General features: G+C 68.7%; 26 protein-coding genes. All 26 read right to left on the reverse strand.

Annotation, left to right across the window (positions count from 1 at the left end):
• Window positions 1-20: 20 nt before the first annotated feature.
• The 26 genes from rplR to rpoB all read right to left on the reverse strand — a co-directional run bounded on the left by rplR (window position 21) and on the right by rpoB (window position 22867).
• Complete coding sequence (rplR, locus tag GA0070614_RS12460) at window positions 21-410, reverse strand: 50S ribosomal protein L18 (RefSeq protein ID WP_088976116.1); 390 nt, start codon at window positions 408-410, stop codon at window positions 21-23.
• Window positions 407-949, reverse strand: a complete 543-nt coding sequence (rplF, locus tag GA0070614_RS12465) for a 50S ribosomal protein L6 (protein WP_088976117.1) — start codon at window positions 947-949, stop codon at window positions 407-409. Before rplF ends, rplR begins: the two co-directional genes overlap by 4 nt.
• A 16-nt stretch (window positions 950-965) precedes the next feature.
• On the reverse strand, window positions 966-1373 hold the full coding sequence (gene rpsH, locus GA0070614_RS12470) for a 30S ribosomal protein S8 (protein ID WP_007073022.1): 408 nt from the start codon (window positions 1371-1373) through the stop codon (window positions 966-968).
• A 73-nt stretch (window positions 1374-1446) separates the two neighbouring features.
• The gene (locus GA0070614_RS12475; protein ID WP_007073023.1) at window positions 1447-1632 is read right to left on the reverse strand and encodes a type Z 30S ribosomal protein S14; all 186 of its coding nucleotides are present in this window, start codon (window positions 1630-1632) and stop codon (window positions 1447-1449) included.
• Window positions 1633-1636: 4 nt separating this feature from the next.
• Window positions 1637-2206 carry a 50S ribosomal protein L5 gene (gene rplE / locus GA0070614_RS12480; RefSeq protein ID WP_088976118.1) on the reverse strand — a complete coding sequence of 190 codons (570 nt, stop codon included), beginning with the start codon at window positions 2204-2206 and terminating at the stop codon, window positions 1637-1639.
• Window positions 2206-2526 carry a 50S ribosomal protein L24 gene (gene rplX, locus GA0070614_RS12485; protein WP_172892423.1) on the reverse strand — a complete coding sequence of 107 codons (321 nt, stop codon included), beginning with the start codon at window positions 2524-2526 and terminating at the stop codon, window positions 2206-2208. The genes rplE and rplX overlap by 1 nt, the downstream gene beginning before the upstream one ends.
• Entirely contained in the window at window positions 2523-2891 is a 369-nt protein-coding gene (rplN, locus tag GA0070614_RS12490) for a 50S ribosomal protein L14 (RefSeq protein ID WP_007073026.1), read from the reverse strand. Before rplN ends, rplX begins: the two co-directional genes overlap by 4 nt.
• A 98-nt stretch (window positions 2892-2989) precedes the next feature.
• Window positions 2990-3265 carry a 30S ribosomal protein S17 gene (gene rpsQ / locus GA0070614_RS12495; protein ID WP_088976119.1) on the reverse strand — a complete coding sequence of 92 codons (276 nt, stop codon included), beginning with the start codon at window positions 3263-3265 and terminating at the stop codon, window positions 2990-2992.
• Window positions 3262-3498: a 50S ribosomal protein L29 gene (gene rpmC / locus GA0070614_RS12500; protein ID WP_013288628.1), complete on the reverse strand. Its 237-nt coding sequence runs from the start codon at window positions 3496-3498 to the stop codon at window positions 3262-3264. Before rpmC ends, rpsQ begins: the two co-directional genes overlap by 4 nt.
• The gene (gene rplP / locus GA0070614_RS12505) at window positions 3498-3923 is read right to left on the reverse strand and encodes a 50S ribosomal protein L16 (RefSeq protein WP_088976120.1); all 426 of its coding nucleotides are present in this window, start codon (window positions 3921-3923) and stop codon (window positions 3498-3500) included. The genes rpmC and rplP overlap by 1 nt, the downstream gene beginning before the upstream one ends.
• A 3-nt stretch (window positions 3924-3926) precedes the next feature.
• Window positions 3927-4784: a 30S ribosomal protein S3 gene (gene rpsC, locus GA0070614_RS12510; RefSeq protein WP_088976121.1), complete on the reverse strand. Its 858-nt coding sequence runs from the start codon at window positions 4782-4784 to the stop codon at window positions 3927-3929.
• Window positions 4784-5239, reverse strand: coding sequence for a 50S ribosomal protein L22 (gene rplV / locus GA0070614_RS12515; RefSeq protein ID WP_088976122.1), 456 nt, complete (start codon window positions 5237-5239; stop codon window positions 4784-4786). Before rplV ends, rpsC begins: the two co-directional genes overlap by 1 nt.
• Window positions 5240-5279: 40 nt before the next feature.
• Window positions 5280-5561, reverse strand: a complete 282-nt coding sequence (gene rpsS / locus GA0070614_RS12520) for a 30S ribosomal protein S19 (protein ID WP_007073032.1) — start codon at window positions 5559-5561, stop codon at window positions 5280-5282.
• 12 nt (window positions 5562-5573) lie between these two features.
• The gene (gene rplB, locus GA0070614_RS12525; protein WP_088976123.1) at window positions 5574-6413 is read right to left on the reverse strand and encodes a 50S ribosomal protein L2; all 840 of its coding nucleotides are present in this window, start codon (window positions 6411-6413) and stop codon (window positions 5574-5576) included.
• 12 nt (window positions 6414-6425) lie between these two features.
• Window positions 6426-6728 (reverse strand): 50S ribosomal protein L23, encoded by a 303-nt coding sequence (gene rplW / locus GA0070614_RS12530; RefSeq protein WP_073834931.1) that lies wholly within the window; start codon window positions 6726-6728, stop codon window positions 6426-6428.
• On the reverse strand, window positions 6725-7375 hold the full coding sequence (gene rplD, locus GA0070614_RS12535; protein WP_088976124.1) for a 50S ribosomal protein L4: 651 nt from the start codon (window positions 7373-7375) through the stop codon (window positions 6725-6727). Before rplD ends, rplW begins: the two co-directional genes overlap by 4 nt.
• Window positions 7372-8037 carry a 50S ribosomal protein L3 gene (gene rplC, locus GA0070614_RS12540; protein ID WP_088976125.1) on the reverse strand — a complete coding sequence of 222 codons (666 nt, stop codon included), beginning with the start codon at window positions 8035-8037 and terminating at the stop codon, window positions 7372-7374. The genes rplD and rplC overlap by 4 nt, the downstream gene beginning before the upstream one ends.
• A gap of 11 nt (window positions 8038-8048) precedes the next feature.
• A complete protein-coding gene (rpsJ, locus tag GA0070614_RS12545; RefSeq protein WP_007073037.1) occupies window positions 8049-8357 on the reverse strand; it encodes a 30S ribosomal protein S10 in 309 nt (102 codons plus the stop codon).
• Between the two features lie 355 nt (window positions 8358-8712).
• On the reverse strand, window positions 8713-9906 hold the full coding sequence (gene tuf / locus GA0070614_RS12550) for an elongation factor Tu (RefSeq protein WP_088976126.1): 1194 nt from the start codon (window positions 9904-9906) through the stop codon (window positions 8713-8715).
• 220 nt (window positions 9907-10126) lie between these two features.
• The gene (gene fusA, locus GA0070614_RS12555) at window positions 10127-12223 is read right to left on the reverse strand and encodes an elongation factor G (RefSeq protein WP_088976127.1); all 2097 of its coding nucleotides are present in this window, start codon (window positions 12221-12223) and stop codon (window positions 10127-10129) included.
• Window positions 12224-12297: 74 nt separating this feature from the next.
• A complete protein-coding gene (rpsG, locus tag GA0070614_RS12560) occupies window positions 12298-12768 on the reverse strand; it encodes a 30S ribosomal protein S7 (protein WP_088976128.1) in 471 nt (156 codons plus the stop codon).
• Between the two features lies 1 nt (window position 12769).
• Entirely contained in the window at window positions 12770-13144 is a 375-nt protein-coding gene (rpsL, locus tag GA0070614_RS12565) for a 30S ribosomal protein S12 (protein WP_007465318.1), read from the reverse strand.
• A 472-nt stretch (window positions 13145-13616) separates the two neighbouring features.
• Window positions 13617-14039 (reverse strand): hypothetical protein, encoded by a 423-nt coding sequence (locus tag GA0070614_RS12570; RefSeq protein ID WP_088979398.1) that lies wholly within the window; start codon window positions 14037-14039, stop codon window positions 13617-13619.
• A gap of 953 nt (window positions 14040-14992) precedes the next feature.
• Window positions 14993-15361: a hypothetical protein gene (locus GA0070614_RS12575; protein ID WP_088979399.1), complete on the reverse strand. Its 369-nt coding sequence runs from the start codon at window positions 15359-15361 to the stop codon at window positions 14993-14995.
• A 105-nt stretch (window positions 15362-15466) separates the two neighbouring features.
• Complete coding sequence (locus GA0070614_RS12580; protein WP_088976129.1) at window positions 15467-19354, reverse strand: DNA-directed RNA polymerase subunit beta'; 3888 nt, start codon at window positions 19352-19354, stop codon at window positions 15467-15469.
• Between the two features lie 81 nt (window positions 19355-19435).
• Window positions 19436-22867: a DNA-directed RNA polymerase subunit beta gene (rpoB, locus tag GA0070614_RS12585; RefSeq protein ID WP_088976130.1), complete on the reverse strand. Its 3432-nt coding sequence runs from the start codon at window positions 22865-22867 to the stop codon at window positions 19436-19438.
• Window positions 22868-23372: the final 505 nt, after the last annotated feature.

Below are 23372 nucleotides of genomic sequence, written 5' to 3' on the forward strand. Positions count from 1 at the left end.
TCTCTCTCGTGACGGGGTTTCTAGAACTCGAGCCCGGCTTCGCGGGCGGCGTCGGCAAGCGCGGCGACCCGCCCCGCGTACCGGTTGCCACCGCGGTCGAAGACGACCTTGGAGACGCCGGCCGCCTTGGCCCGCTCGGCGAGCAGGGCGCCGACCTTGCCGGCCAGGGCGCTCTTGTCGCCCTCCGTACCGCGCAGCGACGCGTCCAGGGTCGAGGCCGACGCCAGGGTGTGACCCTTGGTGTCGTCCACGATCTGGGCCACGATGTGCCGCAGGGAACGGGTGACCACCAGGCGGGGACGCTCGGCGGTGCCGCTGATGTTCTTGCGGACCCGGAAGTGCCGGCGCGCACGCCCGACGGCACGCTTGGCGGCGACGCCGCGGCGGCGCTTGAGCAGCGTGGCGCTCACTTCTTACCTGCCTTTCCAGCCTTGCGGCGGATGACCTCGCCCTGGTACTTCACGCCCTTGCCCTTGTAGGGCTCCGGCGGGCGGATCTTCCGGATGTTGGCGGCAACCTCACCGACCTGCTGCTTGTCGATGCCGGCCACGTGGAACAGCGTCGGCTTCTCCACCGTGAAGGTGATGCCGTCCGGGGCCGGCACCAGCACCGGGTGCGAGAACCCGAGCGCGAACTCCAGGTCCTTGCCCTTGGCGGTGACGCGGTAACCGGTACCGGCGATCTCCAGGCTCTTGCGGTAGCCCTCGGTCACCCCGACGATCATGTTGGCGACCAGGGTACGGCTCAGGCCGTGCAGCTCCTTGGCCTTGCGCTCGTCGTTCGGCCGGTTCACGTGCAGCTGGCCGTCCTCGGCCCGCTCCACGGTGATCGGCTCGGCGAGCGTGTGCGACAGCTCGCCCTTCGGGCCCTTGACCTTCACGGTCTGGCCGTCGATCGTGATGTCGACGCCGGCCGGTACCGGGATCGACTTACGTCCAATACGCGACATTTCTACCTGTCTCCCGTTACCAGACGAAGGCGAGGACTTCCCCGCCAACGCTCCGCTTGCGGGCCTGCCGGTCGGTGAGCAGCCCCTGGGACGTCGAAATGATCGCCACGCCCAGCCCGCCGAGCACCCGCGGGAGCCCGTCCGACTTGGCGTACACCCGGAGACCGGGCTTGGACACGCGCTTGATGCCGGCCAGGCTCCGCTCGCGGTTCTGGCCGTACTTCAGCTCGACGACCAGTCGCTTGCCGACGGCGCCCTCCTCGGGCTCCTCGACCGACCAGGTGGCGATGTAACCCTCGGTCTTCAGGACCTCGGCGATGTTCGCCTTGATCTTGGAGTAGGGCATCGTCACCCGGTCGTGGTACGCCTGGTTGGCGTTACGCAGACGCGTGAGCATGTCTGCGATCGGGTCGGTCATCGTCATGGAATTCGTCAGCCTTTCTCGCCGGGGTTCCCGGGGCGATCAGCCCCGGGCCTACGGCGAAGAGCAATAGCTATTACCAGGAAGCCTTGGACACGCCGGGCAGCTCACCGCGGTGGGCCATCTCCCGGATGCACACCCGGCAGAGACCGAACTTGCGGTAGACCGCCTTCGGACGCCCGCACCGCTGGCAGCGGGTGTACGCGCGAACCGAGAACTTCGGCTTCGCGGCCGCCTTGAGGATCAGCGCCTTCTTGGCCATTCGCTCAGTTCTCCTTGAACGGGAAGCCCAGGAGCTTGAGCAGCGCCCGGCCCTCGTCGTCGGTCGTGGCGGTCGTGACCACCGTGATGTCCATGCCCCGCTGGCGATCGATTTTGTCCTGGTCGATCTCGTGGAACACCGACTGCTCGGTCAGACCGAACGTGTAGTTGCCGTGCCCGTCGAGCTTGCGCCCGTCCAGGCCGCGGAAGTCGCGGATACGCGGCAGCGCGATCGACAGCAGCCGGTCCAGGAACTCCCACATCCGGTCGCCGCGGAGGGTGACCTTCGCGCCGATCGGCATGCCCTCACGCAGCTTGAACTGCGCGATCGACTTGGTCGCGCGCCGCACCTGCGGCTTCTGGCCGGTGATGGTGGCCAGGTCACGGACCGCGCCGTCGATCAGCTTGGCGTCGCGAGCGGCCTCGCCGACACCCATGTTGACGACGATCTTGACCAGCCGCGGAACCTGCATGGGGTTCGCGTAGCTGTGCTGCTTCTGCAGCTCGGCCACGATCTCGTTACGGTACCGCTCCTTGAGGCGCGGCATGGTCTTGGTTTCGGTAGCCGTGGTCATCACAGGTCCTTACCGGTGCTACGCGCGATGCGGACCTTCTGGCCGTTGTCGTCGATCCGGTAACCGACCCGGGTCGGCTTCCCGTCGGAGTCCAGGACCATCACGTTCGAGACGTGGATCGGGGCCTCCTGGGTGACGATGCCACCGGTCTTGGCGCCACGCTGGGTGGTGCTGATGCGGGTGTGCTTCTTGACCCGGTTCACGCCCTCGACCAGGATCTTGTCCTGCCGCGGGTAGGCCGCGATGACCTTGCCCTTGGCACCCTTGTCCTTGCCGGCGATGACGACGACCGTGTCGCCCTTCTTGACCTTCACGGTCACAACACCTCCGGCGCGAGAGAAATGATCTTCATGAACCGCTTGTCCCGCAGCTCACGACCAACCGGGCCGAAGATACGGGTACCACGCGGGTCCCCACCGTCCTTGATGATGACGGCGGCGTTCTCGTCGAAGCGGATGTACGAGCCGTCCGGCCGCCGCTTCTCCTTGGCGGTGCGGACGACGACGGCCTTGACGACGTCGCCCTTCTTCACACCAGCGCCCGGGATCGCGTCCTTGACCGTGGCCACGATGACGTCGCCGATGCTCGCGTAGCGCCGACCGGAGCCACCGAGAACCCGGATGCACAGGATCTCCCGGGCACCCGTGTTGTCGGCGACGCGCAGTCGCGACTCCTGCTGAATCACGTCTATCTCCTATGTCTGCCGGTTCTCCGGCCGCCCGGGGGCGGCCGGAGCCTGGCGGAACCTGCGCCCGACCGATGCCGGCCGAGCTCGAGCCTTCGCTACTTGGCCTTCTCGAGGATCTCCACGAGCCGCCACCGCTTGGTGGCGGAGAGCGGCCGGGTCTCCATGATCAGGACCCGGTCGCCGATGCCGGCCGAGTTCTGCTCGTCGTGCACCTTCAGCTTGCGGGTACGGCGCATGATCTTGCCGTACAGCGCGTGCTTGACCCGGTCCTCGACCTCGACCACGACGGTCTTTTCCATCTTGTCGCTGACCACGAGGCCCTCACGCACCTTACGCGTGGCCCGCGCGGTGGCGGTGGTGTTCTCGCTCATGATGCAGTCACCTCAGTCGGCGCGGCCGAGAGACCCAGCTCGCGCTCACGCATGATCGTGTAGATCCGGGCGATCTCCCGACGGATGACCTGCAGCCGCCGGTTGTTGTCCAGCTGACCGGTCGCGGCCTGCACGCGGAGGTTGAACAGCTCCGCCTTGGCCTCGCGCAGCTTCGTGACCAGCTCCTCCTCGGAGAGCTCACGCAGCTCGGAAGGCTTGACGCCCGCTGCCATCAGGATTCACCCACTTCGCGCGTAACAATGCGGCACTTCATCGGGAGCTTGTGGATCGCGCGACGCATCGCCTCTCGCGCGATCTGCTCGTTGGGGAAGGACATCTCGAAGAGAACCCGCCCCGGCTTGACGTTCGCGACCCACCACTCGGGCGAGCCCTTACCGGAACCCATCCGGGTCTCGGCCGGCTTCTTGGTCAGGGCCTGGTCCGGGAAGACCGTGATCCAGACCTTGCCGCCACGCTTGATGTGACGGGTCATCGCGATACGCGCCGACTCGATCTGGCGGTTGGTCACGTACGCCGGCTCGAGAGCCTGGATCCCGAACTCGCCGAACACCACCCGGTTACCACCCTTGGACGCGCCACTGCGGTCCGGGTGGTGCGGCTTGCGGAAGCCCTTCGGGGGCTTGCGCGGCATCAGCATCTGTCAGCCCTCCTGCTGCGTTTCTGCCGCAGCGGCGACGGCGCCGGCGTCAACCGGCTCGCCGCTCGGCGTCTCGGCCTGCTGCGCGATGGTGGTCGCAGCAGCCCGGCCGGCCTCGGTGCCACCGGCGGTCGTGCCGGACGAACCCGACCGGCCACGGCGCGGCCGCTCGGGGCGGTCGCCGCGGTCACGGCGCGGGCGGGACGGACCGGCCTCGGCCGGAGCCTCCCGGCCCGGGACGGCGTCGCCCTTGTAGATCCAGACCTTCACGCCGATCCGGCCGAAGGTGGTACGGGCCTCGAAGAAGCCGTACTCGATGTTGGCCCGCAGCGTGTGCAGCGGGACCCGACCCTCGCGGTAGAACTCGGTCCGGCTCATCTCGGCGCCGCCGAGACGACCCGAGACCTGGACCCGGATGCCCTTGCAGACCGGGTTCTTCATCGCCGACTGCATCGCCTTGCGCATCGCCCGACGGAAGCTGACCCGGCTGGACAGCTGCTCGGCGACGCCCTGGGCGACGAGCTGCGCGTCCGACTCGGGGTTCTTCACCTCGATGATGTTGAGCTGCACCTGCTTGCCGGTGAGCTTCTCCAGCTCGCCGCGGATCCGGTCGGCCTCCGCACCCTTACGGCCGATGACGATGCCCGGCCGGGCGGTGTGGATGTCCACGCGGACCCGGTCCCGGGTGCGCTCGATGTCGACCTTGGAAATGCCGGCGCGCTCCAGGCCCTTGGACATCATCCGGCGGATCTTGACGTCCTCGCCGATGTAGTCCTTGTAGAGCTTGTCCGCGAACCAGCGGGACTTCCAGTCGGTCGAGATGCCGAGCCGGAACCCAGTGGGGTGAACCTTCTGACCCATTACTCGGCACCCTCCGTCTTGCTCTGCCCCTCGGCAGCCTCGGCCTGCGCGGCCGGAGCGGCCTTCTTCGCCGACTTCTTCGGCGCGGCCGGCGCGACCGCCTCGACCGCCACGGTGATGTGGCAGGTCCGCTTGCGGATCCGGTACGCCCGGCCCTGCGCCCGCGGCCGGAACCGCTTCATCGTCGGGCCCTCGTCGACGAACGCCTCGCTGACGAGCAGCGCATCGGGGTCCAGCCGCTCGTTGTTCTCCGCGTTGGCGATCGCGCTCGCGAGCACCTTGTACACCTGCTCGCTCGCAGCCTGCGGCGCGAACTGCAGCACCGTGAGCGCCTCCTTCGCGGGCAGGCCGCGGACGAGGTTGACCACCCGGCGCGCCTTCATCGGCGAGATGCGCACGTGCCGCGCAACCGCCCGCGCGCCCGGAAGCACCGGAGCGTCGCCCTTTCCTGGCATCGCTGTAACCCCTTGTTCCTCTATCCGTATGCCCGCGGCGTCAGCGCCGGCGGCTCTTCCGGTCGTCCTTCTCGTGACCCTTGAACGTGCGGGTCAGCGCGAACTCGCCGAGCTTGTGCCCGACCATGGCCTCGGTCACGAACACCGGGACGTGCTTGCGTCCGTCGTGCACGGCGATCGTGTGCCCCAGCATCTCGGGGATGATCGTCGAGCGCCGCGACCAGGTCTTGATGACGTTCTTCGAGCCCTTGTCGTTCTGCGTCTCCACCTTCTTGAGCAGGTGGTCGTCGACGAACGGGCCCTTCTTCAGGCTGCGAGGCATGCTCTATCTCCCTCAGCCGCGCTTACGCGTGGCGTAGCGGCGGCGGACGATCAGCCGGTCGCTCGGCTGGCCCTTACGACGGGTGCGGCCCTCGGGCTTACCCTGCGGGTTGACCGGGTGGCGACCACCGGAGGTCTTACCCTCACCACCACCGTGCGGGTGGTCGACCGGGTTCATCGCGACACCACGGACGGTCGGGCGCTTGCCCTTCCACCGCATACGGCCGGCCTTACCCCAGTTGATGTTCGACTGGTCGGCGTTGCCGATCTCGCCGATGCTGGCGCGGCAGCGCACGTCCACCCGCCGGATCTCGCCGGACGGCATGCGGAGGGTCGCGTACGCGCCCTCACGGCCGAGCAGCTGGATGCCGACGCCGGCCGAACGGGCCAGCTTGGCGCCGCCGCCCGGACGAAGCTCCACGTTGTGGATCGTCGTACCGACCGGGATGTTGCGCAGCGGCAGGTTGTTGCCCGGCTTGATGTCCGCGCTCGGGCCCGACTCGACCCGGTCACCCTGCTTCAGGTCCTTCGGCGCGATGATGTAGCGCTTCTCGCCGTCGGCGTAGTGCAGCAGCGCGATGCGCGCGGTGCGGTTCGGGTCGTACTCGATGTGCGCGACCTTGGCCGGCACGCCGTCCTTGTCGACCCGCTTGAAGTCGATCAGACGGTACTGCCGCTTGTGGCCGCCACCGTGGTGCCGGGTGGTGATCCGGCCGTGGGCGTTGCGTCCGCCCTTCTTCGGCAGCGGAGCCAGCAGCGACTTCTCGGGCGTCGACCGGGTGATCTCGGCGAAGTCGGCGACGCTGGAGCCACGCCGGCCCGGCGTCGTCGGCTTGTACTTACGGATAGCCATTGTCTACACCCCTCAGCTGACCGGGCCGCCGAAGGCCTCGATACGGTCACCGTCAGCCAGCTTCACGATCGCCCGCTTGGTGGCCTTGCGCTGACCGAAGCCGGTCTTGGTGCGCTTGCGCTTGCCCTCGCGGTTGAGCGTGTTGACCGTCAGGACGCGGACGTTGAAGATCTGCTGGATAGCGATCTTGATCTCGGTCTTGTTGGCGTCCGGGTGCACCAGGAAGGTGTACCAGTTCCGGTTCAGCTCGCTGTAGCTCTTCTCCGAGACGACCGGCGCGACGATGATGTCCCGCGGGTCGGCGATCGTGCTCACTTGCCACCCTCCTCGGTGGTCTCGGCGGGAACGCCCAGGAACTCGTCCAGGGCCTCCTTGGTGAAGACCACGTCGTCGGCCACCAGCACGTCGTACGTGTTGAGCTGGCCGGCCTCGATCAGGTGCACCCGCGGCTCGTTGCGCAGCGACACCCAGTTCAGCTCGTCGGTGCTGCTCAGCACGACGAGGACCCGACGGGCCTCGGTCAGCTTGGCCAGCGTGGCCAGAGCGGCCTTGGTCGACGGCTTCTCGCCCGAGACGAACGCCTCGACGACGTGCACCTGGCCGGCGCGCGCCCGGTCGGAGAGGGCCCCACGCAGGGCGGCGGCCTTCATCTTCTTCGGGGTCCGCTGGCTGTAGTCGCGCGGGACCGGGCCGTGCACCACGCCACCGCCGGCGAACTGCGGCGCGCGGATCGAGCCCTGGCGGGCACGACCGGTGCCCTTCTGCTTGTACGGCTTCTTGCCGCCACCGGCGACCTCGCCGCGGGTCTTGGTCTTGTGCGTGCCCTGCCGGGCCGCGGCGAGCTGGGCCACCACGACCTGGTGCATCAGCGCGATGTTGGCCTGCACGTCGAAGATGTCGGCGGGCAGCTCGACGGAGCCGGCCTTGCCGCCTTCGACGTTGAGGACGTCAACGGTGGTCACTTGGCCGCACCGCCCTTCTTCACCTTGGTCTTCGCCGCAGTACGGACCAGGACCAGCGCGCCCTTGGGGCCGGGGATGGCGCCACGGACGAGCAGGAGGTTGTTCTCGGTGTCGATCGCCTGGACGGTCAGGTTCTGGACGGTGTAGCGCACGCCACCCATCCGACCGGCCATCCGGGTGCCCTTGAAGACGCGACCCGGGGTGGCGCAGGCGCCGATCGAGCCCGGCGAGCGGTGCTTGCGCTCCACACCGTGGCTGGCGCGCAGACCGTGGAAGCCGTGCCGCTTCATCGGGCCGGCGTAGCCCTTGCCCTTGGTCTTGCCGGTGACGTCGATGACGACGCCCGCCGGGAACTCCTCGACCGTGACCTCCTGGCCCGGCGAGTAGTCCGCGGCGTCCGTGGTGCGCAGCTCGACGATGTGCCGGCGCGGCGCCACGTCCGCCTTCGCGTAGTGCCCGCTGATCGGCTTCTTGACCTTGCGCGGGTCGATCGTGCCGTAGGCGAGCTGGATCGCGGAGTAACCGTCCTTCTCGGCGCTACGAACCTGGCTGACGACGCACGGGCCGGCCTGAACCACGGTCACGGGGACAACCTTGTTGTTGTCCCAGACCTGGGTCATGCCGAGCTTTGCGCCCAGGATCCCCTTGACTTGCCTGTCCATTTGTCCGGTCCCTACAGCTTGATCTCGATGTCGACGCCAGCCGGCAGGTCGAGGCGCATGAGCGAGTCGACCGTCTTCGGGGTCGGGTCGATGATGTCGATCAGCCGCTTGTGCGTGCGCATCTCGAAGTGCTCGCGCGAGTCCTTGTACTTGTGCGGCGAGCGGATAACGCAGAAACGGTTGATCTCCGTGGGCAGCGGCACCGGGCCTGCGACCTGCGCCCCAGTACGCGTCACCGTCTCGACGATCTTCCGCGCCGAGGAGTCGACGACCTCGTGGTCATAGGCCTTGAGCCGGATGCGGATCTTCTGTCCCGCCATGGTGGCTTCTGTTCCTTCTCTCGATGCCGCTGTGTTGCGGGCACCTGTACCGGCTGGTACAGGCCCACTTCGCCGACCCCCGCGGTCGGGCGTGTCGCGCCCTCGGACCAGGCTCCGCCCCGGGACTCCGGAGCGGTTCTCCTGACCACGCGGTGGGTCAAGGCGCCGATCGCATCACAGCGATCTGGACGCCGTGCGAGGGTGGTTGATCACCAGGGGCGATCAACCACCCTACGCGCGACTGTTGGTCTTCCCGGAGGTCCAGCTTGCGCCGGACGCGGGCGACTAACCGTCGTTACGCAACCTGACTAGTATGCCGCACGACCGGCGGCGACGCTAATCGGGGTTACCCAGGTCACTTGATGATCTTGGTGACGCGACCAGCGCCGACCGTACGACCACCCTCGCGGATCGCGAACTTGAGGTTCTCCTCCATGGCGATCGGCTGGATCAGCTTCACGGTCATGGTGGTGTTGTCGCCCGGCATGACCATCTCGGTGCCCTCGGGCAGCGTGACGACGCCGGTGACGTCCGTGGTCCGGAAGTAGAACTGCGGACGGTAGTTCTGGAAGAACGGGGTGTGCCGGCCACCCTCCTCCTTGGAGAGGATGTAGACCGTCGCCTCGAACTCCGTGTGCGGGGTCGTGGTGCCCGGCTTGACGACCACCATGCCGCGCTCGACGTCCTCGCGCTTGATGCCGCGCAGCAGCAGACCGACGTTCTCGCCCGCGCGGGCCTCGTCGAGCAGCTTGCGGAACATCTCGATGCCGGTGCAGGTGGTCTTCATCGACTTCTCGCGGATGCCGACGATCTCCACCTCCTCGTTCGGCTTGAGGATGCCGCGCTCCGCGCGACCGGTGACGACCGTGCCACGACCGGTGATCGTGAAGACGTCCTCGATCGGCATGAGGAACGGCTTCTCGGTCTCACGCTCCGGCTGCGGGATCGCGGTGTCGACGGCGTTCATGAGCTCCATCAGGCGACCGGTCCACTCCGGGTCGCCCTCCAGGGCCTTGAGCGCCGAGACCCGGACGACCGGCAGGTCGTCACCCGGGTACTCCTGCGAGGAGAGCAGCTCGCGGACCTCGAGCTCGACGAGCTCCAGGAGCTCCTCGTCGTCGACCATGTCGCTCTTGTTGAGCGCCACGACGATGTACGGCACACCGACCTGACGGGCCAGCAGCACGTGCTCGCGGGTCTGCGGCATCGGGCCGTCGGTCGCCGCCACCACCAGGATCGCGCCGTCCATCTGCGCGGCACCGGTGATCATGTTCTTGATGTAGTCGGCGTGACCGGGGCAGTCGACGTGCGCGTAGTGACGCGCCTCGGTCTGGTACTCGACGTGCGCGATGGAGATCGTGATGCCGCGGGCCTTCTCCTCCGGCGCCTTGTCGATCTCGTCGAACGGCGTGTACGGGTTGAGGTCCGGGAACTGGTCGTGCAGGACCTTGGTGATGGCCGCCGTCAGCGTCGTCTTACCGTGGTCGATGTGACCAATGGTGCCGATGTTGACGTGCGGCTTAGTCCGCTCGAACTTCGCCTTCGCCACTGGTGTCCTCCTGTGGACTTCTTGGTTCGTTCGCCCCGGCGCGCCGATTGGCGCTTAGGACTCTGTCGACAGCCTTTCCGGCCTGATGGCCGGAGAGCTTGGTGGGTTCTGCGGCGATGAAGCCTACAGGCCCGGATTCACACAACCCGACCGAGGTGGCCGCGGGCGGGAGATCCCTCCCGCGACCGACCCCGGATCACCGGATCAGCTCAGGTGAGCGTCACTCACCCGTCGCCTTGGCGATGATCTCCTTCGCGACGCCCTGCGGGACCTCGGCGTAGGAGTCGAACTGCATGCTGTAGCTAGCCCGGCCCTGGGTCTTCGACCGCAGGTCGCCGACGTAGCCGAACATCTCCGACAACGGCACCAGGGCCCGGACGACGCGGGCGCCGCTGCGCTCCTCCATCGCCTGGATGATGCCACGGCGGGAGTTGAGGTCGCCGATGACGTCACCCATGTTCTCCTCAGGAGTGGTGACCTCAACGGCCATCATCGGCTCGAGCAGCGCGGGGTCGGCCTTGCGGGCCGCCTCCTTCATCGCCATCGAGCCGGCGATCTTGAACGCCATTTCCGACGAGTCGACCTCGTGGTACTGGCCGTCCACCAGGGTGAGCTTGATGCCCACCAGGGGGAAGCCGGCGAGGATGCCGTACTGCATGGCGTCCTGCGCGCCCGCGTCCACCGACGGGATGAACTCCCGCGGGATGCGGCCACCGGTGACGGCGTTGGCGAACTCGTAGGTCGGGGCGTCGTTGCCCAGCGGCAGCGGCTCCAGGCTGATGATCACCCGGGCGTACTGGCCGGAACCACCGGTCTGCTTCTTGTGGGTGTACTCGACCTTCTCCACCTTGCGGCGGATGGTCTCGCGGTACGCCACCTGCGGCTTACCGATGTTCGCCTCGACGTTGAACTCGCGGCGCATCCGGTCGACCAGGATGTCCAGGTGCAGCTCGCCCATGCCGGAGATGACCGTCTGACCGGTCTGGTCGTCCAGCTTGACGCGGAAGGTCGGGTCCTCCTCGGCCAGCCGCTGGATGGCGGTGCTGAGCTTCTCCTGGTCGGCCTTGGTCTTCGGCTCGATGGCCACCTCGATGACCGGCTCCGGGAAGGTCATCGACTCCAGGATGACCGGGTTCGCCGGGTCGCACAGGGTGTCACCGGTGGTGGTCTGCTTCAGACCCTGCACCGCGATGATGTCGCCGGCCTGGGCGGAGCTGCGCTCCTCCCGCTTGTTGGCGTGCATCTGGTAGATCTTGCCGATCCGCTCCTTGCGGTCCTTGGTGGAGTTGACCACCTGGGAGCCGGACTCGAGCGTGCCGGAGTAGATCCGCACGTAGGTGAGCTTGCCGAGGTGCTTGTCCGTCTGGATCTTGAAGGCCAGACCGGAGAACGGCTCCTTCACCGACGGCTTGCGCTGCATCGGGGTCTCGCCGTCGGTGGCGGTGCCCTCGATCGCCGGGATGTCCAGCGGCGACGGCAGGTACGCGACGACCGCGTCCAGCATCGGCTGGATGCCCTTGTTCTTGAAGGCGGTGCCGGTGAGGACCGGGTTGGCCTTGCCGGCGATGGTGGCCCGACGGATGGCGGCCTTGATCTCCTCGACGGAGACCTCTTCGCCCTCCAGGTACTTCTCCATCACCGCGTCGTCGACGTCGGCCAGGGTCTCCATCAGCTTCTCGCGCCACTCGGCGGCCGAGTCGGCGAGGTCGGCCGGGATCTCCTCGACCGCGTAGTCCTCACCCTTCTGGGTCTCGCCGCGCCAGGTGAGGGCACGCATCTCGACCAGGTCGACGACGCCGATGAAGTCGGACTCGTTGCCGATCGGGATCTGCAGCACCAGCGGGGTGGCGTTCAGCCGGTCGATCATCATCTGCACGCAGCGGAAGAAGTCGGCACCGGTCCGGTCCAGCTTGTTGACGAAGCACATCCGCGGGACGTTGTACTTGTCGGCCTGACGCCAGACGTTCTCCGTCTGCGGCTCCACGCCGGCGACACCGTCGTAGACCGCGACCGCACCGTCCAGAACCCGCAGCGACCGCTCGACCTCGACCGTGAAGTCGACGTGGCCGGGCGTGTCGATGATCTGGATCGTGTGGCCCTTCCACTCACACTTGGTGGCAGCGGAGGTGATGGTGATACCACGCTCCTGCTCCTGCTCCATCCAGTCCATGACGGCAGCGCCCTCGTGGACCTCACCGATCTTGTACGTGATACCGGTGTAGAACAGGATCCGCTCGGTGGTAGTGGTCTTACCGGCATCGATGTGCGCCATGATGCCGATGTTGCGTACGTTGGCGAGCGCGTCTGCGGCGGCCACTTCAATCCCTACTTATCGTCGTCTCGACACAACTGGTGGCGGTTCCGGCGCCCTGCGGCGCCGGAACCCAGGTGTTACCAGCGGTAGTGCGCGAAGGCCTTGTTGGACTCGGCCATCTTGTGCGTGTCCTCGCGCCGCTTGACGGCGGCACCCAGACCGTTGCTCGCGTCCAGCAGCTCGTTCATCAGCCGCTCGACCATGGTCTTCTCGCGCCGGGCGCGGGAGTAGCTGACCAGCCAGCGCAGACCGAGGGTGGTCGCCCGGGCGGGACGGACCTCGACCGGCACCTGGTAGGTGGCGCCACCGACGCGGCGGCTGCGCACCTCGAGGGTCGGCTTGACGTTGTCCATCGCGCGCTTGAGCGTCACGACCGGGTCGGTGCCGGTCTTCTCGCGGCAGCCCTCGAGGGCCGCGTACACGATGCGCTCGGCGAGCTGGCGCTTGCCGCGCAGCAGGATCTTGTTCACCAGCTGGGTGACCAGCGGCGAGTTGTACACCGGGTCAGCGACCAGCGGCTTCCGCGGAGCGGGCCCCTTACGCGGCATGTCAGCTCTTCTCCTTCTTCGCGCCGTAACGGCTGCGCGCCTGCTTGCGGTTGCGGACACCCTGGGTGTCCAGCGAACCGCGGACGATCTTGTAACGCACGCCGGGGAGGTCCTTCACACGACCGCCGCGGACGAGCACGATCGAGTGCTCCTGCAGGTTGTGACCGACGCCCGGGATGTAGGCGGTCACCTCGATCTGGCTGCTGAGCTTGACACGCGCGACCTTGCGGAGCGCTGAGTTCGGCTTCTTGGGGGTGGTGGTGTACACGCGGGTGCACACACCGCGCCGCTGAGGGGAACCCTTCAGCGCCGGGGTCTTGGTCTTGGTCGTCTTGGCCTGGCGGCCCTTTCGGACCAGCTGCTGGATGGTGGGCACCGGGTTTCTCCGCTCCCTTCGGCCGCTGCGAGGCGACCGCGCCGTCTGCTCGTCAGCCGCCCGTGATGGACGGCTCTCCTACATTCCAACCAGGGCCGCCTCACGGAGGTCCCAGCACCCGCGGTCGGGCGTGTCGCCCAGATCACGGTCCGGTGCCGTCGCTCGCGCGTGCCACCGGATGTGTTCACCGGCGCACGGCGGACCGCGTGCCGGCTCTTCGACTGTGTCGTGCCACCGCCTGATCGCCGGACGGACCGGATCCCGCGCACGCACGAACTGCCCGGGCAGGCCCGGGCACAAGGGGAAAGAGTACCTACCACAGCCTCGCAGGTCAAAACGGAATGGTCCGGCGGATCTCAGATCCCGCCGGTCGCCCCGCCCGTCGTGCCTGCTCACCCGTGATGGGCACCTATGCACTCAAGTGTACCGGCTACCCCCGGAGGCGGCCCGTCGGGCCCCGTCGGGGACGCCGTCAGGCGAACTGGAGCAGCAGCGCCAGCCCCAGGCCCAGCAGGCTGAGCAGCAGCCCCACCGCGCCGCAGCTGATCCCCGCGACGGCGATCCCGCTGCCGGTGAACCGGACGGCCGGTGGCGGCGCCGCCCGGCGGATCTGCCGGCGGGCGAGCAGGCCGGCGACGATCGCCGCGGCCCCGGCCAGCGAGCCGGGCACGGTGAACGCCCCGGCGGCCCAGGCGCCACCCAACCGCGCTCCCCCGACCCCGAAGCAGATCACCACCAGGGAGACCAGAATCGACCCGATGCCGGCGACCAGCGAGCCGACCGCCGGGCCGGAGGTGACCGCCGGCACGTCGAGGTGGACCACGCCGAACGGCGTGCCGGGGACCGCATCGACCCGCTTCGGCGGCCGCGGCGCCTCCTGCGGCGGCGGAGGCAGCGGCGCCGGGCCGGGCGACGACGCCGCCGGCCACGCGCCCGGCGGGCTCCCCCCGAGGTACGCCCCCGGCTGCCCGCCCGACTGCCCCGGGTACGCCCCGGACGAGCCGTCCGGCTGCCCCGGGTACGCCGCAGGCAGGCCGGCCGGCTGGCCGGGGTACGCCCCCGGCTGCCCGCCCGACTGCCCCGGGTACGCCCCGGACGAGCCGCCCGGCTGCCCCGGGTACGTCCCGGACGGGCCGGCCGACTGGCCGGGGTGCGCTGCGGACGGGCCGCCCGGGGAGGCCGGCCGGTACGGGTCCGACGGGAACGGCGGCGGGGCGTACCCGATGGGGGCGGCTTCCGGCGGCGTGCCGGCGCCGCCGTCGGACGGGCCCCGGGCCGACCAGGGCGACCCGCCGCCTGCCTGCCAGGGCGACACCGGCCCGGAGCCCGACGACCCGGCTCCGGGTTGGCCCGGCCCTGGCGACACGGGTCCGGGCTGCCCCGACCCCGGCGACACGGAGTCAGGTGACACGGAACCGGGCTGCGCCGCCCCGGACGACACGGAACCGGGTGAGACGGGACCGGGTGAGACGGGACCGGGCTGCGCCCACTCGGACGGCACGGGTGCGGACGGCACCGGATTCGGCGACCCGGGGGCCGGCGGAAGCGGCGCGGCGGAGCCTGGCGCGGCCGGCGGCGCGGGAGCCGGCGGGGTCGGCGGCACGGGGGCCGGCGAAACAGGCGCGGCCGGCGGCACGGGGGCCGGCGGGGTCGGCCAGGCAGCACCGGGCGCGCCGGGCTCCGGGGACCCCACGGGCCGGTCGCCGGGGTCGGCTCCCGACGGCGACGCCGGTTCCGTCACGTGGTCCTCCTGTCGAGAGAGTCAGGTCCACCGCCGCGCGACGGACACCGGCCAGGCTACCGCCGGCGTGCACGGCCGGTGGGGGCCGCGAGCGGTCGTCACCGGGATCAGTCGACGTTCGAGTTGAAGTCCTGACCGAAGGGGGCCTCGGCGTAGCGGACCACCCCGATCACCACAAGCGTCACCACCGCCACCGCGACCAGCGCCAGCCCCGTCCAGGCCAGCCGCTCACCGCGTCGCAGCCAGGCGGCGCCGGTGAGGTACCCGCCGGAGGCGTACGCCTCGCGGCGGGCCTGCCGGGCGAGCTGGAGCGCGACCGTCGCCGGCACCACGCCGCCGACGAACAGCCCGGTCAACGCCGCGATCAGGCCCAGGGCGAAGACGGCGCGCGCCTTCGAGGCGGGCGCCGGGTCGGGGTCGAGCGGGTGGCGTGGCGGCTGGTGCGCCACGGGCAGTTGCCCGGGAGCGGTCGTCATGCCGTCCATCATGCCCGCACCCACCCCACCCCGGGCGGGTCCGTCGACGACCCGGGACGCGACGAGGCCCCCGGCGGGGTGCCGGGGGCCTCGTCGGCGCACTGCTTAGCGGTACGACCCGAAGTCGAAGTCGTCCAGCGGCACCGCCTGGCCGCTGGCCGGCCCGAAGCCGTAGTCGGTCTCCGGGTAGCCGGTCATCGAGTAGACCTTGGCCTTCGCCTCCTCGGTCGGCTCGACCCGGACGTTGCGGTACTTGCTGATGCCCGTACCGGCCGGGATGAGCTTACCGATGATCACGTTCTCCTTGAGGCCGACGAGCGAGTCGCTACGCGAGTTGATCGCCGCGTCGGTCAGCACCCGGGTGGTCTCCTGGAAGGAGGCCGCCGAGAGCCAGGAGTCGGTGGCCAGCGAGGCCTTGGTGATACCCATCAGCACCGGGCGACCGGCGGCGGGCTCGCCACCCTCGGAGACGAGTCGGCGGTTCTCCGACTCGAACAGCGCCCGGTCGACCAGCACGCCCGGCAGGAACTCGGTCGAGCCGGAGTCGATGACCGTCACCCGCTTGAGCATCTGGCGAATGATGATCTCGATGTGCTTGTCGTGGATGAGCACACCCTGCGAGCGGTAGACCTCCTGGACCTCCTGGGTCAGGTGGACCTGGACCGCGCGCGGGCCGAGGATGCGCAGCAGCTCGTGCGGGTCGATGGTGCCCTCGGTGAGCTTCTCGCCGACCTCGACGTGGTCCCCGTCGTGGGTCCGCAGCCGGACCCGCTTGGAGATCTTGTCGTAGACGATCTCGTCGCTGCCGTCGTCCGGCACCACGATGATCTTCCGGGACCGCTCGCCGTCCTCGATCCGGATCCGGCCGGGGGTGTCGGCGATGGGCGCCTTGCCCTTCGGCACCCGGGCCTCGAAGATCTCCGTGACACGGGGCAGACCCTGGGTGATGTCCTCACCCGCGACACCACCGGTGTGGAAGGTACGCATCGTCAGCTGGGTACCCGGCTCACCGATGGACTGGGCGGCGATGATGCCGACCGCCTCGCCGACGTCCACCGTCTTGCCGGTCGGCAGCGAGCGGCCGTAGCACGCACCGCAGACGCCCAGCTTCGACTCGCAGGTCAGGACGCTGCGCACGCGCACCGTCTCCACCCCGGCCGCGACGATCTTGTCGACCAGGATCGAGTTGAGGTCCGAGCCCCGCTCCGCCACCACGGTGCCGTCCGGCCCCTTGATGTCGTCGGCCAGGGTACGGGCGTGCACGCTCGTCTCGACGTGCTCGTGCGCGACGACCCGGCCGTCCAGGCGCTGCCCGATCTGCATCGGGATCGCCCGGTCGGTGCCGCAGTCCTCCTCGCGGATGATGACGTCCTGCGAGACGTCCACCAGACGACGGGTCAGGTAACCCGAGTCGGCGGTACGCAGCGCGGTGTCGGCGAGACCCTTACGGGCACCGTGCGTGGAGATGAAGTACTCCAGCACGGACAGACCCTCCCGGTACGAGGCCTTGATGGGCCGCGGGATGATCTCACCCTTCGGGTTGGCCACCAGACCGCGGATCGCCGCGATCTGCCGGAGCTGGAGCAGGTTACCGCGAGCACCCGAGTTGATCATCTTCCACAGCGGGTTCTCCTGCGGCAGCGCGGTGTCCATCTCCTTGGCGACCTCGTTGGTCGCCTTGGTCCAGATCTCGATGAGCTCGCCGCGACGCTCCTCGGCGGTCATCAAACCACGCTGGTACTGCTTGTCGATCCGGTCGGCTTCCTTCTCGTACCGCTCCAGGATCTCCCGCTTGCGCGGCGGAGCGATGACGTCCTCCATGCCGATGGTGACGCCGGACCAGGTGGCCCAGTGGAAACCGGCCTCCTTGAGCCCGTCCAGGGTGGCCGCGAGGGCCACCTTCGGGAAGCGCTCGGCGAGGTCGTTGACGATCGCGGAGAGCTGGCCCTTGCGGATCTCGTAGTTCACGAAGCGGTAGCCCTGCGGCAGCGTCTCGTTGAACAGCACCCGGCCCAGCGTGGTCTCCACGGTCAGGGCCTCGCCCTCGACCCAGCCCTCGGGCGCGACCCACGGCTCGGCGCCGGCGCCGTTGTCGACACCGACCACGCCGCGCAGGCGGATCTTGACCGGGGCCTGGAGGTGCAGCTCGCCGTTGTCGAAGGCCATCCGCGCCTCGGCGTCCGAGCTGAACGCCCGGCCCTCGCCCTTGCCACCCGGGGTGAGGTGGGTGAGGTGGTACAGGCCGATGACCATGTCCTGGGTGGGCATGGTGACCGGCTTGCCGTCGGCCGGCTTGAGGATGTTGTTCGACGAGAGCATCAGGATCCGCGCCTCGGCCTGGGCCTCGGCCGACAGCGGCACGTGCACCGCCATCTGGTCACCGTCGAAGTCCGCGTTGAACGCGGTGCAGACGAGCGGGTGGATCTGGATCGCCTTGCCCTCGACCAGCTGCGGCTCGAAGGCCTGGATGCCTAGGCGGTGCAGGGTCGGCGCGCGGTTCAGCAGCACCGGGTGCTCGCCGATGACCTCTTCCAGCACATCCCACACGACCGGCCGCTGCCGCTCGACCATCCGCTTGGCGGACTTGATGTTCTGCGCGTGGTTGAGGTCGACCAGCCGCTTCATGACGAACGGCTTGAACAGCTCCAGCGCCATCTGCTTGGGCAGGCCGCACTGGTGCAGCTTCAGCTTCGGGCCGACCACGATGACCGAACGGCCGGAGTAGTCGACGCGCTTGCCGAGCAGGTTCTGCCGGAACCGGCCCTGCTTGCCCTTGAGCATGTCGGAGAGGGACTTCAGCGGGCGGTTGCCCGGGCCGGTGACCGGCCGGCCGCGGCGGCCGTTGTCGAACAGCGCGTCGACGGCCTCCTGCAGCATCCGCTTCTCGTTGTTGACGATGATCTCGGGCGCGCCGAGGTCGATCAGCCGCTTGAGGCGGTTGTTCCGGTTGATCACGCGGCGGTACAGGTCGTTCAGGTCGGAGGTCGCGAAGCGGCCACCGTCGAGCTGCACCATCGGACGCAGGTCCGGCGGGATGACCGGGACGCAGTCCAGCACCATGCCGAGCGGCGAGTTGCGGGTGTTCTGGAACGCCGCGACGACCTTGAGCCGCTTCAGTGCGCGGATCTTGCGCTGGCCCTTGCCGGAGCGGATGGTCTCGCGCAGGCTCTCGGCCTCGGCGTCAAGGTCCATGTTCTGGACCAGCGCCTTGATGGCCTCGGCGCCCATGCCGCCGGTGAAGTACTCGCCGAAGCGGTCGCGCAGCTCGCGGTAGAGCAGCTCGTCGGTGACCAGCTGCTTCGGCTCCAGCTTGCGGAAGGTCTCCAGCACCTCGTCGAGACGGTCGATCTCGCGCTGGGCCCGGTCGCGGATCTGGCGCATCTCGCGCTCTCCGCCCTCCTTGACCTTGCGCCGGACGTCCGCCTTGGCACCCTCGGCCTCCAGCTCGGCCAGGTCGGCCTCGAGCTTGGCGGCCCGCTTCTCGATCTCCGAGTCGCGGCTGTTCTCGGACTGCCGCTTCTCGGCCAGGATCTCGTTCTCGATGGTCGAGAGGTCACGGTGACGCGACTCGGCGTCCACGCTGGTCACGACGTACGAGGCGAAGTAGATGATCTTCTCGAGGTCCTTGGGGGCGAGGTCCAGCAGGTAGCCCAGCCGGCTCGGCACGCCCTTGAAGTACCAGATGTGGGTCACCGGAGCGGCCAGCTCGATGTGCCCCATCCGCTCACGACGGACCTTGGAACGGGTCACCTCGACGCCGCAGCGCTCGCAGATGATGCCCTTGAACCGGACCCGCTTGTACTTACCGCAGTAGCACTCCCAGTCCCGCTGCGGACCGAAGATCTTCTCGCAGAAGAGCCCGTCCTTTTCCGGCTTGAGCGTGCGGTAGTTGATCGTCTCAGGCTTCTTGACCTCACCGTGCGACCACTGACGGATGTCGTCGGCGGTGGCGAGGCCGATGCGCAGCTCGTCGAAGAAGTTGACGTCGAGCACTATGTCCCCTATGTCGTCGTCTGTACTGCTTAGCTAGTGGGTGGGGTCGGGAGCCGGCGAGCCGGCCCCCGACCACTCACCTCAGACCTCTTCGACCGAGCTCGGCTCGCGCCGGGACAGGTCGATGCCCAGCTCCTCCGCGGCCCGGAACACCTCGTCGTCGGTCTCGCGCATCTCCAGGGCCACGCCGTCGCTGGAGAGCACCTCGACGTTGAGGCACAGCGACTGCAGCTCCTTGAGCAGCACCTTGAACGACTCGGGGATGCCCGGCTCGGGGATGTTCTCGCCCTTGACGATCGCCTCGTAGACCTTGACCCGGCCCAGGACGTCGTCGGACTTGATCGTCAGCAGCTCCTGCAGGGCGTAGGCGGCGCCGTACGCCTGCATCGCCCAGCACTCCATCTCACCGAAGCGCTGGCCACCGAACTGCGCCTTACCACCCAGCGGCTGCTGCGTGATCATCGAGTACGGGCCGGTCGACCGGGCGTGGATCTTGTCGTCCACCAGGTGGTTGAGCTTCAGGATGTAGATGTAGCCGACCGCGATCGGGTCCGGCAGCGGTTCGCCGGAGCGACCGTCGAACAGCTGCGCCTTGCCGGAGGAGCCGATCAGCTGCTTGCCGTCCCGGTTGGGCAGGGTCGACGCGAGCAGACCGGAGATCTCCTCCTCGCGGGCACCGTCGAAGACCGGGGTGGCCACGTTGGTGTCCGGCTCGGACTCGTGCGCCTCGATCGAGCGGAGCTGACGCTTCCACTCGGCGTCGTCGCCGTCCACGCTCCAGCCGGTCTTGGCCACCCACCCGAGGTGGGTCTCCAGGACCTGGCCGATGTTCATCCGGGACGGCACACCCAGCGGGTTCAGCACGATGTCGACGGGGGTCCCGTCCTCCAGGAACGGCATGTCCTCGATCGGCAGGATCTTGGAGATGACGCCCTTGTTGCCGTGCCGGCCGGCGAGCTTGTCGCCGTCCTGGATCTTGCGCTTCTGGGCGACGTAGACCCGGACCAGCTCGTTGACGCCCGGAGGCAGCTCGTCGCCGTCCTCGCGGGAGAAGGTACGCACGCCGATGACCGTGCCGGTCTCGCCGTGCGGCACCTTCAGCGAGGTGTCCCGGACCTCACGCGCCTTCTCACCGAAGATCGCGCGCAGCAGCCGCTCCTCCGGCGTCAGCTCGGTCTCACCCTTCGGGGTGACCTTGCCGACCAGGATGTCGCCGGGGACGACCTCGGCGCCGATCCGGATGATGCCGCGCTCGTCGAGGTCGGCGAGCATCTCCTCGCTGACGTTCGGGATGTCCCGGGTGATCTCCTCCGGGCCGAGCTTGGTGTCCCGGGCGTCGACCTCGTGCTCCTCGATGTGGATCGAGGTGAGCACGTCCTGCTGCACGAGGCGCTGCGACAGGATGATCGCGTCCTCGTAGTTGTGGCCCTCCCAGGTCATGAACGCCACGAGCAGGTTGCGCCCGAGCGCCATCTCGCCCTCGTCGGTGCACGGACCGTCGGCGATGACCTGGCCGGCCTCGACGCGGTCGCCCTCGAAGACGACCGGCTTCTGGTTGACGCAGGAGCCGGCGTTGGAGCGGCGGAACTTGTGCAGCAGGTACGTCCGGCGGTGGCCGTCGTCCTGGTGGATGGTGATGTAGTCGGCGCAGAGGTCCTCGATGACGCCGCCGACCTCGGCGACGACCACGTCACCGGCGTCGACCGCGGCACGGTACTCCATGCCGGTGCCGACCAGCGGCGACTCGGCCTTGACCAGCGGCACCGCCTGGCGCTGCATGTTCGCGCCCATGAGCGCGCGGTTGGCGTCGTCGTGCTCGAGGAACGGGATCATCGCGGTCGCGACCGAGGTCATCTGCCGCGGCGACACGTCCATGTAGTCGACGGCCTCCGGCGGCACGTCCTCGGTCTCACCGCCCTTACGGCGGACCAGGACGCGGTCCTCGGCGAACGTGCCGTCCGACTTCAGCGGGGCGTTGGCCTGCGCCTTGACGAACCGGTCCTCCTCGTCCGCGGTCAGGTAGTCGATCTGGTCGGTGACCCGACCGTTGACGACCTTCCGGTACGGCGTCTCGATGAAGCCGAACGGGTTGACCCGGGCGAAGGTGGAGAGCGCGCCGATCAGACCGATGTTCGGGCCTTCCGGCGTCTCGATCGGGCACATCCGGCCGTAGTGGGACGGGTGCACGTCGCGGACCTCGAAGCCGGCCCGCTCCCGGGACAGACCACCCGGGCCGAGCGCGCTCAGCCGGCGCCGGTGGGTCAGGCCCGCCAGCGGGTTGGTCTGGTCCATGAACTGCGACAGCTGCGAGGTGCCGAAGAACTCCTTGATCGCCGCCACCACCGGGCGGATGTTGATCAGGGTCTGCGGGGTGATCGCCTCGACGTCCTGGGTGGTCATCCGCTCGCGGACGACCCGCTCCATCCGGGAGAGACCGACCCGGACCTGGTTCTGGATCAGCTCGCCGACCGTACGCAGGCGCCGGTTGCCGAAGTGGTCGATGTCGTCGGCCTCGTAGCCCTCCTCACCGGCGTGCAGCCGGCAGAGGTACTCGACGGTGGCGACGATGTCGTCCTCGGTGAGCGTGCCGGTGGTGATCGGCACGTCCAGCTCGAGCTTCTTGTTGAACTTGTACCGGCCGACCTTGGCGACGTCGTACCGCTTCGGGTTGAAGAAGAGGTTGTCGAGCAGGGTCTGCGCGTTCTCGCGGGTCGGCGGCTCGCCAGGGCGCAGCTTCCGGTAGATGTCGAGCAGGGCCTCGTCCTGGCCGGCGATGTGGTCCTTCTCGAGCGTGGTCATCATCAGCTCGGACCAGCCGAACCGCTCGCGGATCTGCTCGGCCGACCATCCGATGGCCTTGAGCAGCACGGTGACGGCCTGCCGGCGCTTGCGGTCGATGCGGACGCCGACCGTGTCGCGCTTGTCGATGTCGAACTCCAGCCAGGCACCCCGGCTCGGGATGACCTTGACGCTGGAGAGGTCGCGGTCGGAGGTCTTGTCCGGCTGCTTGTCGAAGTAGACGCCCGGGGACCGGACGAGCTGGCTGACCACGACGCGCTCGGTGCCGTTGATGATGAAGGTGCCCTTCGGCGTCATCATCGGGAAGTCACCCATGAACACCGTCTGGCTCTTGATCTCGCCAGTGGTGTTGTTGGTGAACTCCGCGGTCACGAACAGCGGGGCGCAGTAGGTCAGGTCCTTCTCCTTGCACTCCTCGATCGAGGCCTTGACCTCGTCGAAGCGCGGAGCCGAGAAGGAGAGCGACATGGTGCCGGAGAAGTCCTCAATGGGACTGATCTCGTCGAGGATCTCCGCGAGACCCGAGCGTGCGTGCGGGTCGTCCGCCGACCGGCCCTGCCAAGCCTCGTTGCCGACGAGCCAGTCGAAGGACTCGTTCTGGATGGCGAGGAGGTTGGGGACCTCGAGGTGTTCGGTGATCCTGCCGAAAGAAACTCGGCGGGGCGCGAAAGCGCTCGACGTACGACTGGTCTTCGCAGGGCGGGAAGCTGCCAAGATGCGTCCTTCCGAGGACCGGTGCTGCAGAACGGCTGGTACGCGTGCACTCCAATGACCCCACCGGAAATATCCACAAACGGACATTTCCGAGCAGGGGTCAATTCGGAAGGCAGCGCAAACTAGCAGTGTAGCCGAGAGGCTAACCGCTGTCCAGCCCATCCCGCAGGTCGTCGCGGAACGTGCCTCGGGACCTCTGGATCCGGGTCTCCGGGCCGCTCGGAACGCGTCGTTCCTGCCGGGCCGCTCGGGTGTCGCGGCGGGTGGTGCTGCCGCTGCCATTACCCAAGAGGTGGCCGTCGCAAGCGCGGAAGGTCTTGCTGGTGTCAGCGTGCCTGGGAGGCCGGTGCCGCGTCAAGGGCCGGCCGGGGTCGCCGTCGTCTTTCCCACCGACGGACTACCGTCGCACGCCGCCCCGGTGCCGTACGCCCGGCGCTGGACGCCCTGCTCACGCCGCTGCCGCCGGAGTCCACCAACCACAGCGGGCGGCGACCCGTTCCCGGAT

The organism is Micromonospora coxensis, assembly GCF_900090295.1.
In the GTDB taxonomy this organism is placed as follows: Bacteria; Actinomycetota; Actinomycetes; order Mycobacteriales; family Micromonosporaceae; genus Micromonospora; species Micromonospora coxensis.

Bases quoted from the DNA above. Each gene is read 5' to 3' on its own strand.
- rplE (WP_088976118.1), bottom strand. From the start codon at position 2,206: ATGACCACGGCTACCGAAACCAAGACCATGCCGCGCCTCAAGGAGCGG.
- rpsG (WP_088976128.1), bottom strand. From the start codon at position 12,768: ATGCCGCGTAAGGGGCCCGCTCCGCGGAAGCCGCTGGTCGCTGACCCG.
- rpsQ (WP_088976119.1), bottom strand. From the start codon at position 3,265: ATGAGCGAGAACACCACCGCCACCGCGCGGGCCACGCGTAAGGTGCGT.
- rpsH (WP_007073022.1), bottom strand. From the start codon at position 1,373: ATGACGATGACCGACCCGATCGCAGACATGCTCACGCGTCTGCGTAAC.
- rplV (WP_088976122.1), bottom strand. From the start codon at position 5,239: ATGCCAGGAAAGGGCGACGCTCCGGTGCTTCCGGGCGCGCGGGCGGTT.
- rpsJ (WP_007073037.1), bottom strand. From the start codon at position 8,357: ATGGCGGGACAGAAGATCCGCATCCGGCTCAAGGCCTATGACCACGAG.
- GA0070614_RS12575 (WP_088979399.1), bottom strand. From the start codon at position 15,361: ATGACGACCGCTCCCGGGCAACTGCCCGTGGCGCACCAGCCGCCACGC.
- rplC (WP_088976125.1), bottom strand. From the start codon at position 8,037: ATGGACAGGCAAGTCAAGGGGATCCTGGGCGCAAAGCTCGGCATGACC.
- rpsC (WP_088976121.1), bottom strand. From the start codon at position 4,784: ATGGGTCAGAAGGTTCACCCCACTGGGTTCCGGCTCGGCATCTCGACC.
- rplF (WP_088976117.1), bottom strand. From the start codon at position 949: ATGTCGCGTATTGGACGTAAGTCGATCCCGGTACCGGCCGGCGTCGAC.
- rpsS (WP_007073032.1), bottom strand. From the start codon at position 5,561: ATGCCTCGCAGCCTGAAGAAGGGCCCGTTCGTCGACGACCACCTGCTC.
- rplP (WP_088976120.1), bottom strand. From the start codon at position 3,923: ATGCTGATGCCGCGCAAGCCCCCGAAGGGCTTCCGCAAGCCGCACCAC.
- rplB (WP_088976123.1), bottom strand. From the start codon at position 6,413: ATGGCTATCCGTAAGTACAAGCCGACGACGCCGGGCCGGCGTGGCTCC.
- rpmC (WP_013288628.1), bottom strand. From the start codon at position 3,498: ATGGCAGCGGGCGTCAAGCCTTCCGAGCTGCGTGAGCTCTCCGAGGAG.
- GA0070614_RS12475 (WP_007073023.1), bottom strand. From the start codon at position 1,632: ATGGCCAAGAAGGCGCTGATCCTCAAGGCGGCCGCGAAGCCGAAGTTC.